The 18,807-nt window shown below is 41.4% G+C and carries 9 protein-coding genes; 5 read left to right on the plus strand and 4 right to left on the minus strand.

Going from position 1 to position 18,807, the window contains the following annotated elements:
• Window positions 1–15: 15 nt before the first annotated feature.
• Window positions 16–4,368, plus strand: a complete 4,353-nt coding sequence (locus JGK36_RS10525; protein ID WP_293178867.1) for a glycosyltransferase — start codon at window positions 16–18, stop codon at window positions 4,366–4,368.
• A 72-nt stretch (window positions 4,369–4,440) separates the two neighbouring features.
• On the opposite strand, the gene JGK36_RS10530 is transcribed toward JGK36_RS10525, so the two are convergent.
• A complete protein-coding gene (locus JGK36_RS10530; RefSeq protein ID WP_293224496.1) occupies window positions 4,441–5,289 on the minus strand; it encodes a sulfotransferase family 2 domain-containing protein in 849 nt (282 codons plus the stop codon).
• 18 nt (window positions 5,290–5,307) lie between these two features.
• Window positions 5,308–8,262: a tetratricopeptide repeat protein gene (locus JGK36_RS10535; RefSeq protein WP_293178864.1), complete on the minus strand. Its 2,955-nt coding sequence runs from the start codon at window positions 8,260–8,262 to the stop codon at window positions 5,308–5,310.
• A 350-nt stretch (window positions 8,263–8,612) separates the two neighbouring features.
• Between JGK36_RS10535 and JGK36_RS10540 the strand changes: the two genes are divergently transcribed.
• Entirely contained in the window at window positions 8,613–10,730 is a 2,118-nt protein-coding gene (locus JGK36_RS10540; RefSeq protein ID WP_293178861.1) for a tetratricopeptide repeat protein, read from the plus strand.
• A gap of 360 nt (window positions 10,731–11,090) precedes the next feature.
• Here JGK36_RS10540 and JGK36_RS10545 read toward each other — a convergent pair whose 3' ends face one another.
• Window positions 11,091–12,734: a tetratricopeptide repeat protein gene (locus tag JGK36_RS10545; protein WP_293196802.1), complete on the minus strand. Its 1,644-nt coding sequence runs from the start codon at window positions 12,732–12,734 to the stop codon at window positions 11,091–11,093.
• Window positions 12,735–13,022: 288 nt separating this feature from the next.
• A complete protein-coding gene (locus JGK36_RS10550) occupies window positions 13,023–17,600 on the minus strand; it encodes a tetratricopeptide repeat protein (protein ID WP_293196803.1) in 4,578 nt (1,525 codons plus the stop codon).
• Between the two features lie 213 nt (window positions 17,601–17,813).
• On the opposite strand from JGK36_RS10550, the gene JGK36_RS10555 reads away from it, so the two are divergent.
• The 3 genes from JGK36_RS10555 to JGK36_RS10565 all read left to right on the plus strand — a co-directional run bounded on the left by JGK36_RS10555 (window position 17,814) and on the right by JGK36_RS10565 (window position 18,752).
• Entirely contained in the window at window positions 17,814–18,014 is a 201-nt protein-coding gene (locus JGK36_RS10555; RefSeq protein ID WP_293196804.1) for a hypothetical protein, read from the plus strand.
• Window positions 18,015–18,200: 186 nt separating this feature from the next.
• A complete protein-coding gene (locus JGK36_RS10560; RefSeq protein ID WP_293178852.1) occupies window positions 18,201–18,371 on the plus strand; it encodes a hypothetical protein in 171 nt (56 codons plus the stop codon).
• 12 nt (window positions 18,372–18,383) lie between these two features.
• Window positions 18,384–18,752, plus strand: coding sequence for a Uma2 family endonuclease (locus tag JGK36_RS10565; RefSeq protein WP_293178849.1), 369 nt, complete (start codon window positions 18,384–18,386; stop codon window positions 18,750–18,752).
• Window positions 18,753–18,807: the final 55 nt, after the last annotated feature.

The raw sequence follows: 18,807 nt of genomic DNA on the forward strand, positions 1-18,807 counted from the left end.
GTACAAATAATGCAAATGTATAAGCAAGAATCTATATCCAAATTAGCACAAATTCAAGCCGATCTTGAAAAATCAAATTCGCGTTTGAAGGAACTAAAGTCAAATTTGGTAAAACCTGTGAATAGTATTCCTCTCGTTAGTATTTGCATCCCTACTTACAACGGAGAGGACTATATTGCTGAAGCTCTGTCGAGTGCATTATTGCAGACTTACTCTAATATAGAAATAATAATCTCTGATGATAATTCAAATGACAATACAGTCCAAATAACTCAAGATACGATCCAGAATGAATCTAGAATAGAATGTCGCCTTATTCATCATGAAAGATATGGAATAGCTAACAATTGGAACTTTTGCATCTCTCAATCACGGGGCAAATATATAAAATTTTTGTTGCAAGATGATTTGCTTGAACCAAACTGTATTGAAGAAATGGTAAACTTAGCTGAACAGCAAGAAGCAATTGGTTTAGTGTTCTCAAAACGCGGTCTTTTGTTAGCAAGTGAAGATAATTTAAAGGATTCAAAAATTCTGCAAATTTATCAAGATGCACAAGATTTGCATAAAGATTGGTCTAATTTAAAATCAGTACAGACTGGTCAGGATCTTTTAGCGGATATTGATATTTTAAATGGGTCTATAAAAAGAATTGGAGAACCAACTACTGTACTCCTTAAAAAGGAAGTTTTTAATCAATTAGGTTTCTTCGATTCAGCTTTTTCGCAAGCATTAGATATTGAAATGTGGCTGAGGATTATGACCAGCTATAAGATCGGTTTTGTTAATAAAAAACTTTCGCACTGGAGAATTCATCCTCAGCAGCAAACTTACAAGAATGTGGCTATTGGTGATAGTTTGTTTTTAGGAGATTTGTTGCATTTATGTTACAAAATATATGATAGTAATCTTTACCCTTCCCAACTAAGAGAACAAGCTTTTCAAAAGTACAAGTCTCTTAATGAAAATTACCCAAATTTAACAAAGCATCATAAAATTGATAACTTGGCTCAACCAGTTAATCAAGCCTTTTTATCAAAAGAGCGTGAATTTTGGAATGTGAACTCTCTTTATGAAGCAATGTTCAGTAGAGTTTTCACAAGTCCAGAGATAGACAAAATGACCCTCCAAGAAAAGATTGCAGCTTGGGAGGATTCACAAAATACGTCCGTTAAACAAATACTAGAAGGCATTCCGAGCCAATCCGAGTGGAAAATTTTAGAAATCGGCTGTGGCGTTGGGCGCATAATCAAGCCTTTGCGCCAGATGTTCGCTCAAGTGGACGGTGTGGATATTGCAGAAAATATGATTCAGTTTGCCAAAAAATATTTGGCTGACGGCAAGCAGAATGGAGAGGTGTATGTCAATAATGGCTGCGATCTGCAAGCTCTGAGCAGTGAAAATTATGATTTTGTCTATTCCACGATTGTGTTTCAACACATTCGTTCTCTATCTGTGGTTAAAAACTATTTTCGCGAAATATTTAGAGTGCTGAAGCCTGCTGGATATTTCAAAATCCAGGTACACGATTATCAAGACAATCCCGCTGCTGGCAAGTTTGATGAAGAAGCAGATACAGAAACACAATACAATTTTTTTGGAAATGGTTATACGGAGCAACAACTCGCCGGATTGTTAACGGAGCAGGGTTTTGAGGTTATTTTCATAGAATCGCAAAATCATTGGATATGGGCTACAGTTCAGCGACCTGAACAAAATATTAGCTTCCGGGACGACTTAATAAAATCGCAGGCTGCTCAAGCTGCTTTCAAAGTATCGGCTATAGTTTCCACCTACAACTCAGAAATCTTTATTGACGGTTGTTTGCAAGACTTAGTAGAGCAAACTCTTTACAGAAAAGGCGAACTTGAAATCATAGTTATTGACTGCAATTCTGAACAAAACGAGGCGGATATCGTACAGGAATATCAGGCGCAATATCCCAATATCGTTTATAAACGTATATCAGAACGCTTAACGCTCTATGCTGCCTGGAATCTAGGCATCCAGACTGCTCGCGGACAATACATTACTAGCGCTAACACCGACGATCGCCATCACCCCGAAGCTTTGGAAGTAATGGCGAACTACTTCGAGGAACACCCAAAAACAGCTTTAGTTTATGCTGACCAGTTGATTACGCGCGTTGCAAATGATACCTGGGCTACCACCATAGCAGCGGAACGCTGGAACTGGCCGCAGTTTTCCTACACCGAACTCGAACGTCGCTGTGTCATAGGTTCGCAACCGATGTGGAGGAAGTCTCTGCATCAAAAATATGGCTATTTCCGATCAGAATTTGTATGTGCTGGAGATTACGAGTTTTGGCTGCGGATTGGCAAAACTGAAAGTTTTACTCGGTTGCCAGAAGTTCTTGGATTATACTACGTAAATTTACAAGGTTTGGAGCATGGATCGGGAGTAGCAAAACCAGAAACCGATCGTGTATGGGATGAATATGGCATCATTCAACGCGATGTCACACCTGTATCTAGCGTCCCTGTAGCAGTTTCTAGCTCTGAATTAAATCAACTCAAGATTAAGCAGTTTTTACCATCTAAACTTTCCGTACCTCAACCCCAAAAACCGTTAGTATCTATCATTATTCCAACAAAGGATAGACCAGAGATGCTTGAAATTGCAATTCAAAGTGTTCTCGATCAAACTTACCAGAATACGGAAATAATTGTTATCAATGATGGTGGAGTAGATGTCGAAGAAGTATTAAATAGACTCAATTATAGAGGTAATATATCCTATGTTAAACAGGATTATCCCAGGGAGCGTTCTGCTGCTCGTAACGCAGGCCTTCGTATAGCTACAGGCAAATACATAGGCTATTTAGATGATGACGATTTGTACTATCCCCACCACATTCAAACTTTAGTAGATTTTCTGGAGAACAGTCAATATAAGGTGGCCTACACTGATGCCACGAAAGCGGAGCAAGAAAAACAAGGTGGAAAATATGTAACTACCAATCGAACAGTTCCCTATTCCTATGATTTTGAGCAAGACTCACTGATGGTTAATAATTACATTCCTATCCTCTGCCTCATGCACGAAAAATATTGTTTGGAGGAAGTAGGGGTGTTCGATGAAACTTTAGATACTCACGAAGATTGGGATTTGTGGATTAGAATATCTTTGAAATTTAAGATATTTCATATTAACAAAACTACTTGCGAGTTTACATGGCGTACTGATGGCAGTACAACTACCAGCAGAAGATGGGATGATTTTGAGCGAACAAGGCAAATTGTACGTAATCGATACAGTGGTTATGCTCAAATCAATTCGGTTGTGCAAAGAATTGCTGAATCACCTTTTGTGAGTGTAATTATTCCTACAAAAGATCGCCCAGAAATGCTAGAAATAGCAGTAAAAAGCGTTCTCAATCAAACTCATGAAAATCTACAGATTATTGTGATTAATGATGGAGGAGTTGACATTCAAACAAGACTCGATAAACTTAACAGTGAAAGTAATATAACTTATCTCAATCACTCTCAAAATCAAGAACGTTCCGCCGCCCGAAATACAGGAATTCGCGCTGCTCGCGGCGAATACATCGCCTATCTAGACGATGACGATATGTACTATCCTAACCACATTCAAACTTTAGTAGAATTTTTGAAAAACAGTGATTATAAAGTCGCTTACAGCGATGCTGTGATGGCAGAGCAACAAAAGCAAAACGGGCAATACGTGACTATTAACCGCAGCGTTCCCTACTCTTTGGATTTCGATTACAACAAAATTTTAGTGGGTAATTTCATTCCCATGCTGTGCTTGATGCACGAAAAATCCTGTTTAGATGAAACTGGGCTGTTTGACGTTAATTTGAACACTCACGAGGATTGGGATTTGCTGATTCGCCTCTCCCGCAGCTTTAAAATTGCCCATATCAATCAAACCACTTGCGAATTTACACGCAGAGATGATAGCACGACAACAACCAGCAAAAACCGGGCTGATTTTGTACGGACTAGGGAGATTATTTATAACAAATACAGTCAGTACGCCCAAGATAATTTAGCTGTAATCGAAGCTCAGCATTTAGCATTCACATCTGAAGCAAAAGAAGTAGCAACGCAATTAGAGATAATTCAGGAAAAGTTAATACAATCGCAGTCGCAACTGCAAGCCTCTCAGTTGGAGAAACAGCAACTAGAATCCGAATCAGAACACAGAAGGCAAATGGCCCAGCAGGCACAGGCGAAACTAGAACTTGTGCAGGAAGAGAAAAATCAGATAGAAGCCCAATCTAGGGCTTGGAAGTATACAGCAAAGCAGATGCAGCTAGAATTAGAGCATTTGCGATCGCAACTCAAACAAGCTGAGTTACATTTAGAACGAGTGCAATGAGTGCGTGCGACAGCCAATCTTCCTGTATTGTCAACTACAGGCTATCTACGATCTGTTTGTTTTATTCGGGTTTTATAGCGCTCTCAATCCTGTTTTATAATGCTCCAAATCCTGCTTAAAATCCAATAGTCTAGATCTGGATAGTTCTAAGTTTTTCTTGAATACAGGTTCTCTGTCAGCTTTTGTTTGGAAGGAATTAGCATCGGTCGATCTACTCTGGGATTCTTCTTCTATAGCCTTAACAATAGTGTAAAGCTTAACATCTTGCTCGTTCCTGCTAAGAATTTTCTCGAATAAGCTATAGTTTATTGCCTGTTGGTGTACAATTTTGTGGCTCTTGTTGAGTATTTCATAACTAGGTACAGTCTTGCCAAAGTGCCGACAAACCTCTGCGACGATCCTGTCAAAATTTTCTAGGGTACCAAAACAATCAAAGTCATTTTTTAAAATTTCTAAACTTGCCTTCCATGAATGCTGATTACTAATTAATTTGCATTGGATATTTGGGGTATAATAATTGCTATCAATAAACTCTTCAAAGCTAATTTCTTTAACTTTACTGTGTTGCTTATGTTTGGGTGTTTGTAATATATACTGATACAAAGATATACTTTGAGATACTGGGTTTCTCAAGATGGTAAATGTAAAGAATTGCCTAATGCTTTCACCAAGTTTACTTTTAGCTATCGTAAAATTAATATGACCTGCAATAACTTTGTAGGGTGATACCTGTTCAAAATTGAGTCCCTGAAATTGTTTAACTTGTTCTTGATTCCCAACAGACAAATAATCATTATCTCCTTGAAAGATATAATTTTTGATTATCTCGTGCATAGTCGATCCCCCTGTTTTAGGAAGATGGATGAACAGAAGGCGATTTTTATTGAGTAGTTGGGTATTTGGATCGGTTTGACACATCATGATTTATTTTTATATAACTTACAAATTTGGTAACTCTAATCCGTTGATAATTTTGATAACTTCAGTGTAAATCACTTTCCAATCCATATCATACGATAGGTTATAAGGCGGAACCTGCGGGTCTGCAATATCTACAACATTTTCCACAGCTATAAATACTGGCGGTACAGAATTTTCTCGACCGTTAGTAACTTGTTCTCGGAAACCCTGATTGATCGTGCTGTTTGCGTGCATCACACCGGGTTTGTTGGCTATCCAGGAAACCACGGTACTTCCAGAGCCAAGTGGTATGACATATAAATCAATAGCATGAGCCCAAGCAACTTTTTCATAGATCATAGAACCAATTGTACTGTATATACCGATACTAGAGGGGATAATATCTAATATTTTTTTTAGAGTAACTCGATCTTTGGCTATCATAGATTCTCCATAAGGATCTTCGCTTTCTATCCGAGACCAACCGTCAATGACAACTCCTAGATTCGGAAAATTTGTTGCCAAACTTTTGATAATATTTACGATTCCTTCTACCTGGGATACCCATGACTTGTTGTGGGTGCGGATTCCGAACCACAACAGGGGAAAATGCTTTTTTCTTGTTTGTTCTATTTCTTCGAGTACAGATTGAGAACACTTTTTTACTGAACCAGTATATACTCTGCTTGCTAAATTTTCTTTGACAACTACATTGGTAGCTCTTAACGCAGAGTAATTCTCTCCAAGAATTGTCTTAAAAACACTTTTCTTGTCTGCAATGCGCCTCATTTTATCAAAGACTTCTGGAAAAATATCCCCCAAATTAAAATATTCATGAGGTTCTATTAATATTAGATCCAATTTAGATAATATCTCATTCTCATGTAAATAGTAAATTCCTGTAACCTCATTCCAAAAATAGTGTCCTATATTAGGAATTGTCCCCAAAATTGCTGCTACCTTTTTAGTAGGCGTTGATATATAGTTAAGTGTGTCTTGCCAATAACTAACCATATTAGCCTTGAGCCGATTAATAACATCTTTGGCTTGCCACTCGGCGTGAGGATGAGAAAGATGAATAATTAATTCTAATCGGGGAAAATAAATAAATAGTTTCGGCCCCCAAAAGTGTCCTACTGTCAGATAATAAGTCTCATAACATACAAATCTATAACTTATGATTGGCAGCCAACCAGTATCATAAAAAGATTGATTCGATCTAATGATTTTGCCACTGACTGGACATATTGAATAAATATAACCTGTTTCGACTATACTTTGCTGATAAGCATTAATTTGATTCAAATGCTGATGAGTCACAAATTTACTATATTCAGTTTTTGGATATAGCTTGACCAACTCCTTGGGTTGATTATCTTGTCTAAAGTTATTAATATATATTTCTTCTAATGCTATCTGATCTTGGGCTATCAAGTGAATATTAGCTAAATAAATGTTATTTTTTTCTAAAAATCCTCGCTCGTCCTCGCTTAAATTCCAAATATTCATAACAGTATATTTACTTTTACGAACAAAGTATTGTTCAATCTCTGATGATTGCAGATCGGTTGGATAGTAGGAATACTGCTGGTCGATTGTCCCTAATTGATTGAACCCCTTCCATAGAGATTCGTAAACTTCTTGCCGATCGAGCGGTATAATTTGCGGAACTTTTTGGAAGCAGGCTACTGCTTCATCCAGTCTGCCTACTTCTGCTAAACGCAAGCTTAATTGATGGTAAACTGAGAGCGCAGCTTGAGAGTTCTCCTGTTCAATTAAGATATTTGCTAAACGGTAATAAGATTGATAATGGCTTGGACATAGCTCGACCGCGCGCCGATAACAAGCAGTAGCTTGTTCCAAACACACTGAGATAATTGAGATTTCCAATAGTTGATGAAACTCGGGAAATGCTTTAGTTCGCCAAGCATTCAGACCCAATACCCGACTGTTACCCGGAATTTGTAGCCAATCAATACAACCTTGCTTTTCTGCTTCAGAAAGAGAACGTCTCAGATAAACTCTGTAAAGCTCGACTGAATAGGTTGCGTCATCTAGGTGATCGGTTGCTTGTAAGAATTTTTCGTCATTAATGAGGCAGACTTCCGGTAAATTTGGATCAAATATTTGGTATTTTATGTGGGGTAATTTACCTAGATTGTAATCATTAAAAAAAGTTTGTGGGTTCTGATTTACCCGTTGATAGATAGCTTCGCCTAGCTGATAGTGATATTCATAGGCTTCGGGGTTTAGTTCTAAGATCCGACGATATGTGGCTATCGCCTCGTCCCAGTGACTCAATTTCCCTAGAAGTTCCCCTAACTGCTGATAATGTTTCTCCAGAGGTGATAATGCCACTAGACGACGATAAACCGCGAGCGCCTCATCGAGTTTTCTCTGTTCTACCAAAATATTTCCTAACTGCAAGCAGGCTTCCCAGTTGTCAGGTTGAACCTCCAAAAGATTTTGATAAGCTTTTACGTTGTTTGGATTGAGTTCTATAATTTGGCGATAGGAAGCGATCGCTTCTGCTAAATCCGACTGAGTTCGCTGTCGCACTGCATTTGCAAGGGTATGATAAATCCAATCAGCCTCAGGGTTCAACTCAGTTGCACGGCGGTAAGCGACGATCGCTTCATCCAGTTTACCCAATTTTGCTAAACTATTGCCTAGCCCGACGTAAGTCCCAAAATGTTCGGGATTGAGTTTAATTGCCTTGCCGAAGGCTATGGCCGATTCTTCCCACTGTTCTTGTTGGGCTAGAACATCCCCTAAGTGGTGGTAAGACCAAGAGAAATCTGGTTTGAACTCTATTGCATGGCGGTAGGCAGTGACGGCTTTATCGAATCGACCCAGTTTGGATAGGGCTTCCCCCATGTGGTGGTGTGTCCAGGAATCGTTGCTATTGAGCTCTAGTGCCTGCTCGCAAGCAGCGATAGCTTCTTCTAGCTTGCCTTCCTCTTGCAGTTGCTTGTCCTTGTGGAATTCGCTCATAGCCCTCTCATCCTTACATCGAAGATTATTATTTATGTAAAATAAAATATCAGTTGACACTGAGTAGCGCTCTGCTTCCCAGCACTGGCTTATATATTTTACCTGATTGTGGCACAGCATCACTACTCAAGTAGGGCTAAATATTTTTGAGTAGGGGTCAAGGGCTGAATATCTCTAACCGCAGTCATACTCCTTGACATGGGGAGCGATAAACTGCTAATAAAATATTTTTTGCTTAATTATTATTCACCAAGCTAGAAATTGTTGGCTATCTGTTATTATATTGTTGAGAATCATCAGCAGTCGTGACGTTCTGTACTGTTCGCTACCCATCATATGCTAGCATAATAATGACTATAAACTATTTTCAAACTGCTAACCAACTGAAGCAACAAGGAAAGTTCCTAGAAGCAATCGATTTTTACCAAATGGCTATTAAACAAAACCCCTCATTCCATTGGTGCTACCATAATTTAGGGGAAACTTTTACCAAGCTATCTCGATATGATGAGGCGATAAAGTGTTTTCAAGCCGCGATTGAAATTAACCCCAAAGCTTCAACTTCTTATTATAATCTAGCGGAATTGTTATACAAAATAGAAAATTTAAATGAAGCTAATATTGCTTATTATAATGCCATTAAAATCAACCCTGACTTGGGAGTAAATTTAGCTAAACAAGGTCGTTTATCTCAAATAATTGCTTGTTTTGATTATGTATTGAAGGGCGATCCTCATTATGCGATGGTTTATTATGATTTTAGTCGGTATTTGGCAGAAAAAGATTTAATGGATCAGGCGATCGGTTGTTTCCAAAAAGCCCCACAATTTAGTCATAACCAAGAAGTTGACAATCAGACTAATCAAGACAAATTCCCAGAAGCAGTAGAAGAAAATTATGAAGGACTGTGGAAAAAATTAAATCAATTAGGAGAAAGTGATGATATTTATGAATCACTTCCCACAAAAGCTGAAGCTCAAGCTTATTTTGATAAAAATAGTAACTATACAATTATCGATCTAAATAATTTAACCGATTTAGATCGAAAATTATTCACTGATAATGGTATATCATTAGATAATCTACAAATCACAAAAAAAGACGATATTAATTTACAAGAAATTTATATTAATAGTTTCCACCCTACATCCAAAGTAAAACTTTCTCGAAAATACGTCGAAACGGTCTCTGAATTATGGGAATTTTCTAAAAATCATGCTTGTAGTAAAGCGATAGTAGAAACTGGCTATATTTATTCATTATGCCCTTTTAGTGGTGAAATCTTGAGATCTAATCAATCTTTTTATATTAATTATGGAAATTCACTCTTGATGCACGCTTACCGCTTTGTTGGGAAGGAAATATTTTACTTAGTAATTGGTAATATTTGTAGGGGTAAAATGTGTATTTATGTACCCCGAAAATCGCTAATTATAAAATTTTCTCCTGACTGGTTACTTTCTAATGAAATCACTAAAATCATCAATATTTTAAAATCTTCTCTAGTCAGCAGTTATCAAAAAGTTAAATTTTATATACAAACAGAAATTCCTAAAAAAATTGTATTCGATCTAGGATTTAATAAAAGTATTGGTCACTATTACTGGAATGATTTATCAGGTATTCTCTATCTTCAATCAAACGATATTTTAGATAAAATCGAAAAGTTTTTAGTCGGAAATAAAGAATTTTTTAATATTAGTAGCGTTTTTCCTGAAATACCTAGCCATAAAATTACTAAATTAGCTAATAATGAAGAGCTATTTCAAACTATTATAGATAATAACTATTTTGCGGTTCAAGTAAATGACTTATTTATTAGTCAAAATTTAGCAGATCGCGTTACTCAATTTTCATTGGAAAAATCTTCTGAGAATCGAGAGTTTTTAGAAGAAGTAAAAATGGCTAAACAAAATTTTCCTCTGTTGTCCATTCAAATTAGAAGTAGTAGAACTTGGGCATCTCAGGTTGAGGGAAATGCTAATATTATCAAAAAATTGGCTGAGGATTTTCCTAATTTGGGAGTAGTTTTTGATGGGTGGTCTCGTCTGGAAGTAGAAGACTTTCACTCTGAGTTAATGATTGCCAAAGATCTGGATATTATGAATCAAATTATCGCGCTCCTTCCGCCCAACATTAAGACATATTGCGGTATTGGTGGAACTACTGGGGAAAAGGTAGTTTTAGCCCATGCTATAGATGTATACTCTGCTCCTTTAGGTTCTGGAATGTCAAGGTTAATATGGATAGCTACTAAACCTGGTGTCACTCATTCACATACTGATTATTACGATATGGATTGGGTTAAAGACCATCTAGAATCATCACTTATTCGGGAAAACATTATACCTCCAAGATGGGTTCATAGAAATTATATAGTGGATTTACCTGGTAGGAATTATGATTGTGATTGGTCGGTTATTTATGAGGAACTTGTCAAAATCGTTAGGGAAGTTTCGGCAAGGTAGTCAGAGTAAGGCTGGGTAATCTTAAGGCTTCATCTGATCTTCTTGCATTTGTTTGATTCTAATTTAGCTGTTTACCAACTCTTCTATTATTAAAAAACCGCTAATTTTTCTAAATTTTTGGTTATAAATCAATACAGTTGACTTAAGAAGGATCTGACTTGCAAAAAACTCCTGTACTGCCTATAAAATCGTCAGATGAACTTCCCAAAAAAGTGTTAAGTAAACCGTATTGGGTTATAAATAAACTTATTATTTTTTATTTAAAAATAGATGGCGGATAAAAGAGAAATATCGGGGTAGCCCAAAAGTAGCGCCCCGATCGAAGCAATTTTTTAGTGGCTGGCACAAGTTATTTGGCAATCAAGAAACTTTCGCTCGTAATTCTAAAGCGCGACGGTAACAACCACTAGCTTCATCTATGCGCCCAAGTTTTGCTAAGGCATCCCCTAACTTGTTGTGCGACTCAGAAAAGTCTGGGTTCAGTTCGATCGCCGAACGATAAGCCCCGATCGCCTCCTCTACCGCACCCTTGCTCATCAAAACATTGCCTAAACCGCAGTAACACAAAGAAGACTCAGGCCGAATCTCGATCGCCCTGCGGTAAGCATCGATCGCCTCATCCCACCGCCCTTGTTTGGCCAAAGCTTCGCCTAAATAATGCTCCGCCTCCCAAGAGTCAGAATTTCGATCAAGAACACGGCGGTACTGAGCGATCGCCCCATCTAACTGCCCTTGTTCTGCCAAAGCCTTACCTAGCTGCAAATCAAGCTGCGAGTCGTCTGACTTCATTTCCACAGCCTTTTGAGCTGCTTCCAAATTACTTGGATTCAATTCGATCGCCCTGCCATAACACTTTACCGCCTCATCCAAATCCAGCTCAACCTCTTTCTGAAGCGGTTGAAGGCGAGCTCGTCCTCGCAAAGCATCACCTAAATGACAGTTCACTACATCCGAATTAGGAGCAATTTCCAGCGCTCTGCGATAGGCAGAAATCGCCTCATCGTAACGCCCCAACTGATACAGAGCAAACCCCAAATGATCCTGAGCCTCTAACGAATTCCGATCGCACTCAACCGACTTACGATAAGCTCCCACAGCCTGCTCCCACTTTTGCAGCCTTGTCAACGCATCGCCCAAATGCTGGTAAATCACCGCTGCATCCGGTACAAGCTCAAGCGCTTTACCGTAAGATACGATCGCCTCTTCCCACCGCTGCACGATCGACAAAGTATGCCCCAAATAGTGATGGACGATCGCCGAACCCGGTTCCAACTCAGCCGCCTTCCGGTAAGATGCGATCGCCTCCTCCAATTGACCCTGTGCCGATAAAGCCGTTCCCAATTTATAGTAAAGCCAATGGAAATCAGGCTTCAACTGCATCGCCTTTCGGTAATAACCAACAGCTTCTGCAAACTCATTCTTACCTTGCAAAGCCTCTGCCAACTTCAGGTACAAATCTCCCTCGCCTGGATTTAGCTCGATCGCCCTTTGCAAGCACTCAATCCCTTCATCAACCCGTCCCTGCCTTGCCAAAGCCTCCCACAAATTTTGGTAAGGTAAAGCCGATTCCGAGTCAAGCTCGATCGCTCTTCGCAAACAACTTACAGATTCATCCAATTGACCTTGCAAGCACAAACCCTTACCCAAACTATTATGAAACTCATAGAAATCAGGGTATAATTCCACAGCTTTGCGGTACGCAGCCACGGCCTCATTGATATTGCCCTGCTGTTCCAAAACCTCCCCTAAATTGTGCCAAGACCAAGCCGAATTCGGGTTGAGTTCACAAGCCCTGCGGTAACTTTTCTCAGCCCCATCCCGCTGCTCCAATTTCGCCAAAATTTCACCTAAGTTGTGGTGATACCAGGAAAAATCCGGGCTGAGTTCCGTACAGCGCTGGTACGCGGCGGCGGCTTCCTGTAATTTATCAGACTGTTTGAGGAGGTTGCCTTTGTGAAAATAATTAGAAGCAGTTTCTTCGTGGACTTGTAATGAGTTATTCATAATTTTGTACCGTAGATTTCATTTTTTTAGTTTGGTCGAGATAGGCTTTATAAGCGCCGGGTGGGGGCGGGTTTTTTAGTCTTTGGGTATCACTTGAAGCTATCGGCGAACCCGCCCCTACAGGTTGTTGACATTGGTGCCGTCTGATGAATTGTATCGGTCTTCTGTCTAAGTTACAATCCTTGCGATTCCCCCGGCATCCAGGGCGGGCACGGGGCACCGCCCCTACAGGTTGTTGATTTGTAGGGGTAGTACCCCCGTGCCTACCCCTCATGGGGATGTTCGTTCCTAATTAGTTGGCCGCCAATTCTCGTCCTCCAATCTAATACCGCTGTCTTGACACGCTCTAGTTAAATGGGGACTGTAATAAGGGTCATTGTCAATATATTTTTGCCACCTACTTTCCATCAGCTTCGATTCCTTATTCAGCCGAGCTTTCTTTTCTGGCGAATCCTCATAACCGCGACTTTTAGATTCGTGGTGATAGAGAACTACATGAGGTAAGTAAATATTGCGACAGCCCTTTTCTAACATCTTCAAACACAAATCCACATCATTGTATGCCACTGTTAGCTCTTCGTCAAACCCCCCAACACTTTCAAATACTTCGCGGCGACACATCAAACACGCAGCAGTTACCGCTGAAACATTATTCATGCCTACCACATTTCCGAAATAGCCAGGAATAGATCGCGGCATATGATAATAACTGTGACCGGCAACTCCGCCGCCTAGCCCCATCACCACTCCCGCGTGCTGGATTTTGTTATCTGAATATATCAGCAAATTACCCACAGCCCCGATCGAGCTTCTCTGAGCTTGTTCCACCATCCCGTCAATCCAGTCGGGAGTAATTACCTCTGTATCGTTATTCAAAAACAGCAAATAATCTCCCTCCGCCTTGCTAGCAGCGTAGTTGTTAATCTTCGAGAAATTGAACGGAATATCGAGGCGGTAACTTTTAAACCTCGCTGATTCTTGATTCCTCCATTTAGCCAAAATTTCCGCCGTGTGTTTCTCTTGACTGCCGTTGTCGATGACGATAACTTCGTAGTTGGGGTAGACGCTATTAGTAAAGATGGACTCCAAGCAATTGTCCAAGACATCGCCTAAATCCCGCGTGGGAATAATGATGCTCACCCGCTTGTAATCAGCTATTGTATAGCGTGCAATAAAGTGTCCCAAAAAGTAGGGGACGCCTTCAATTTTACCCGGTTCGCCCCTGCGCTCGATCGCCTCTTGCAAAGCTTTTTGCCCTGCATCATAGGCATAGGGTTTTGCATCTACACCGCCAGCAGCCGAACCCGCGTGCATTCTCCAGTGGTAAAGAATTTTAGGGATGTGAAATATCTTGTCAGTTTTTTCGGTAAACCTCAGAACCAAATCGTAATCTTGAGCTCCCTCAAAACCTGCTCTAAAACCGCCGATTTCATCAATTAAGTTTTTCCTGTAAGTTCCCAAATGGCAGGTGTACATCCGAGACAGGAATGAATCGGGACTCCATTCTGCCTTGAAAAAAGGATTGATTAGTTCCTTGTCTTCGTAAATTTTATCTTCATCCGAATAAATCATGTCCGCTTCCGGGTGGCGGTTCAGCAGCAGCACCACTTCATACAATGCCTCTGGTGTCAGCGTATCATCGTGGTCTAGCAGAGATATAAATTCACCCGTCGCCAACTCCAAAGCAGAATTGGAACAGTGAGAAATGTGACCGTTTTTGGTTCGATAAACTACTTTTATGCGACTATCTTTAGCTGCGTACTCCTGCAAAATCCGCTTGACATGAGGCGCAGTTGATAAGTCGTCAGCAATGCACAGTTCCCAGTACGGATATATTTGATTGATAACTGAGTCTAGAGCTTCCCTGAGATAATTTTCTGGCGTATTGTACGCTGGCATCACAATGCTAATCAGTGGCTTGTAGCTAAATATTTCTAGTGTTTCCGCCATTTTACGCAAGTCAGATTCTCTGGGACTGTGCTTAGCGCGCCACTTGGTGTATGCAGGATCTTGACCGAGGAATAGCGAATCTCGTAGGTTTTGATAATCCAAACCAAAAAGTTTCGGATCGAGTTTACTCGCTGTTTGATAAGCTTCTAGAGCTTCGGAAAGCTTGTTTTGTTTAGCTAAAGTTTTTGCTAAATTGTGGTACGACCAACCAAATTCAGGATCGAGAGCGATCGCTTTCCGATAAGCCACCACAGCGTCATCTAGACGACCTTCTTGTTGATATAAATCTGCTAAGTTGTGGTGCGACCAAACAAAAGTTGGATTTACTTGTGTAGATTTCTGATAGCTTTTAATGGACTCATCAATTTTCCCCATCCATTTCAGAACATCTCCTAAATTGTGGTGAGTTCCAAAGTAATTAGGATTAATGGCAATTGCTTTGCGGTAGGCGGCAATAGCTTCGGTAAATTTACCTTCTTGTTGCAGAGACTCACCTAATTCGTGGTACTCCGCAGCTACTCCTGGGGTATCTTCGATCGCACTTCCCGAATGTCCGTTAATAGCGCGATCGCCTCCCGCAGCCCTAACTACCCCCTTTTTTTTTAAGACTTCATCTAGCATCCCTGAAATAGCCCGATCGCCCGGCCGAACCTGCAACGCCATCTGATAGAAGACGATCGCCCCATCAACCCAACCATGCCGCACCAAAGCATCAGCCAACCCAACATAAAGGTCAGCATCATTCGGTGCAATCTCCAGCGCCTTGTGATACAACTGCAAGTCATCAGCATTTTCCTGAATCGCGCGCTGGTACAAACGCATCGCATCCTGCAAATCCCACTGCGATCGCATCCTCAAAGCATCAGCCAACTTCTGCGAAATCCACGGCAAATCCGGCTGAATTTCCACCGCACAGCGATAAGCAACGATCGACTCATCCCACCGTTCCAACTTCTCAAAAGCCGTCCCCATGTTGTAATAAGTCCACGGAAAATCGCGATTCAACTCCGCCGCGCGACGGTAAACTGCGATCGCCTCATCCCATCTTTCCATTTCTAGCAGCGCATCGCCCAACTTGCTATGAGACCAGAAGAAACTCGGATTCAGTTCGTTAGCGCGCCGGTACGCAACCACCGCCTCATCCCAGCGTTCCAAATTCACCAGCGCTTCTGCTAAATTGTTGTGGGCCCAGAAATGATCGGGATTTAGTTCGATCGACCTTTGGTAAGCAGAAATAGCCTCTTCCCAGCGTTCCAGCTTAATCAGCGCATCTGCTAAATAGTTGTGCGACCAACTGAAATCTGGATTTAATTCTGTTGCTTTAGTGTAAGCATTTACAGCTTCTTCCCAGCGTTCCAACTTCAGCAGCACATCTGCTAAATTGTTGTGAGACCAGCTAAAATCTGGATTTAATTCGATCGCCTTGCGATAAGCATTTATAGCTTCTTCCCACCGTTCCAACTTAACCAGCGACTCAGCTAAATTGTTGTGCGACCAAGAAAGTTCGGGATTAGTTTTAATTGCATTGGTGTAAGCATCTACTGCCGCTTCCCACTGTTCTTGACCCTTCAGAAGTTCGCCCAATTCGTGATAAGCTGCGCCAGCATTTGGGTTTAACTCAACCGCGCGTCGGTAACAGTCAATTCCTTGCTCTACCTTACCTTGCTCGATCAAAGTTTTGGCTAAATTTTCCAAATCCTCAGCCGTGCCCGACTTCGGATCGATCGCAAATGCTCGATACCAGGCTTCGGCTGCCGCCTCCGACTTGCCTAACTGCGCCAAAAGTTTCCCAAAATTTCGTAAAGCACCGGCAAAATCCGGTTTTATGGCGATCGCCTTTTCGTAAGCAGAAACCGCTTGCTGCCACTGTTCTTGCTGCGCGCAAATGCTGCCATAATTAGCGTAGGCTTCGGCAAAATTCGGGTTAATTTCGATTGCTTTGACATAGCAACTTTTAGCTTCATCAATTTTGCCACCTGCTTGCAGGGCGTTGCCGAGCATTTTATAAAGTGGCGCTTCCGGCTTAATTTGTAAAGCTTTTTTGCAAGCAGAAATTGCCTGTTCCAATTTTCCCTGAGCAAAATAGCCTTCTGCGAGTATTTTGTATGCTTCTGGATCTTCTATACTAATTGTAGAATTAACTGCTTGCTGTACTGGTGGCTTGACTACCGGCTTGGCTGGGGGTGCTGCGGGTTGCGGTTTAACTGCTGCACCGTTAGTTGCAGTTGCACCCGCCAAAGTTTGCTCTCCCTCGCTGCCGTTTCTAGCATTAGCTGCGTTCAGTTCAATAGCTTTACGATAATATACTGTCGCTTCCTGTAACTTGCCTTCTTTTTTCAGCGCTTCGCCTAAGTTTTGGTAAGCTTGAGGTAGATTAGGATTTAATTTTATGGCGCGATCGTAACAGCCGATCGCCTCCGGGAACTTTTCTTGCCGAAAGAAAGCATCACCCATACTTAAATGTTCTGCCGGAGATGCTTTTTCCGGTTCCAAACAGAATGCGCGATACCAGCATTCTTGAGCTTCTGCCGCTTTGCCAATTTGTCCGAATACTTTGGCTAAATTCCGGTATACTCCGGCGAAATTAGGCTTAAGCGCGATCGCCTTTTGGTAAAACTCGATCGCCTCCGACCATTTTTCCTGCTGCGCGCCAATGCTGCCTAAATTCGCGTATACTTCCGCAAAATTCGGTGCAATTTCAATAGCTTTAGCGTACCAGTGCCGCGCCTCTTCCATTCTGCCTTGAGCTTGCAGCGCATTGCCCAAAGTTTTGTAAGCCGGTGCAAAATTGGGGTCAATCTTTAAAGCTTGCTCGCAGGAGGCGATCGCTTCTGCTAATTTCCGTTGGGATAAGTATATTTCTCCCTGTTGGTTAAATTGAACCGCTGTTGATTCTGTATTGACTGTTGATGGCATAGGGGCGGTGGCGACTGAGGCAGCAATTAAATAGGGTAGTCGAAACGTTAAATAATTATACTTGCGTTTGACACTAACAGTAGCAGGCTTGTTCCCCTAAGTCTTATTTTTTTTCACTCGGGGTACTGGGGAGAAACTCAGCGGTTGAAACCGGGCGGTTGAAACCGGGCGGTTGAAACCGCGTCTATACAAACAAAACCCGCCGGACGCCGGTTGAAGAGCAGAACGAGTAGCACCAAAATCGATCGCACTCAGGATGCCTGCACTACAAGACTTGTTGAAGAAATATCTTATAATAAGGTTCAGAAGACGGTTCCAAACCGCGTCTATACAAGCTTGCACGCGATCGAGCGAGGAGTTGAAGAGTGGCGGTTAAAATTACGTTATCCTCTCTTAGGAATAGAAATTAAATAATTTACACTCTTGAAAGTGGGGTGGGCGGGACGCCCGCCCTTTCTGGACGGGCGGGACGCCCATCCCACAATAATTAAAATTGTAAGTTATTTAATTCGCGATCCTTAGTCCCCGGAGGCGGACATCGTTTGTGTAGAAGCGGTTTCAACCGTACATCCGATCCGATCTCAAATTGCGGTAATTTTGATGTTGTTAGAGCCGCCACCTCAACTTGTCGGAGAAAAGCGCCTCACCTTTCGCGACCTCGATTGGCAGGCCTTCAAGCAAATTCAAAGTTTGCTGGCGGATCGCACCCGCGCCCGCTTTACCTACGATAACGGAGTGTTAGAAATTACCCAGTCCCTCGAAGGACACTAACGCTCTGCTCGCTTGATCGAACGCTTGATTCAAGTCCTTGTGGTGGAGATGGGCATGAAAATCAAGACGATGGGATCGACTACGCTCGATCGCGAAGACCTACTCAAGAGCGCCGAACCCGACAATGGGTACTATATCCAGAATTATGCCTTAGTTGCCGATCGCCCGGTTAATTTGAATGTCGATCCTGCCCCGGATTTAGTCGTGGAAGTGGATATTACCCATACGGATCTCAATAAAAATACACTCTATGCGAGTATGGGAGTGCCTGAGTTTTGGCGGTTTAACGGGCGGGTATGGCGAATTCTGCAATTAGTCGATGGGGCTTATGTCGAGCGCTATCCACCAATCACCGGACATAACAGGACAACCAGTACCTAAAGGTGAAGAGATAGCCAGCCTCAGTTACAACTACGTTTTGAGGGTGATGACACCT

Origin of the sequence: Microcoleus sp. PH2017_35_SFW_U_B, assembly GCF_020737865.1 — a bacterium.
Taxonomy (GTDB): Bacteria; Cyanobacteriota; Cyanobacteriia; order Cyanobacteriales; family Microcoleaceae; genus Microcoleus.

Excerpts from the sequence above, each read along its gene's own strand:
- JGK36_RS10525 (WP_293178867.1), top strand. The coding sequence starts at position 16 with ATGTATAAGCAAGAATCTATATCCAAATTAGCACAAATTCAAGCCGAT.
- JGK36_RS10530 (WP_293224496.1), bottom strand. The coding sequence starts at position 5,289 with ATGATGTGTCAAACCGATCCAAATACCCAACTACTCAATAAAAATCGC.
- JGK36_RS10535 (WP_293178864.1), bottom strand. The coding sequence starts at position 8,262 with ATGAGCGAATTCCACAAGGACAAGCAACTGCAAGAGGAAGGCAAGCTA.
- JGK36_RS10540 (WP_293178861.1), top strand. The coding sequence starts at position 8,613 with ATGACTATAAACTATTTTCAAACTGCTAACCAACTGAAGCAACAAGGA.
- JGK36_RS10545 (WP_293196802.1), bottom strand. The coding sequence starts at position 12,734 with ATGAATAACTCATTACAAGTCCACGAAGAAACTGCTTCTAATTATTTT.
- JGK36_RS10550 (WP_293196803.1), bottom strand. The coding sequence starts at position 17,600 with ATGCCATCAACAGTCAATACAGAATCAACAGCGGTTCAATTTAACCAA.
- JGK36_RS10560 (WP_293178852.1), top strand. The coding sequence starts at position 18,201 with ATGTTGTTAGAGCCGCCACCTCAACTTGTCGGAGAAAAGCGCCTCACC.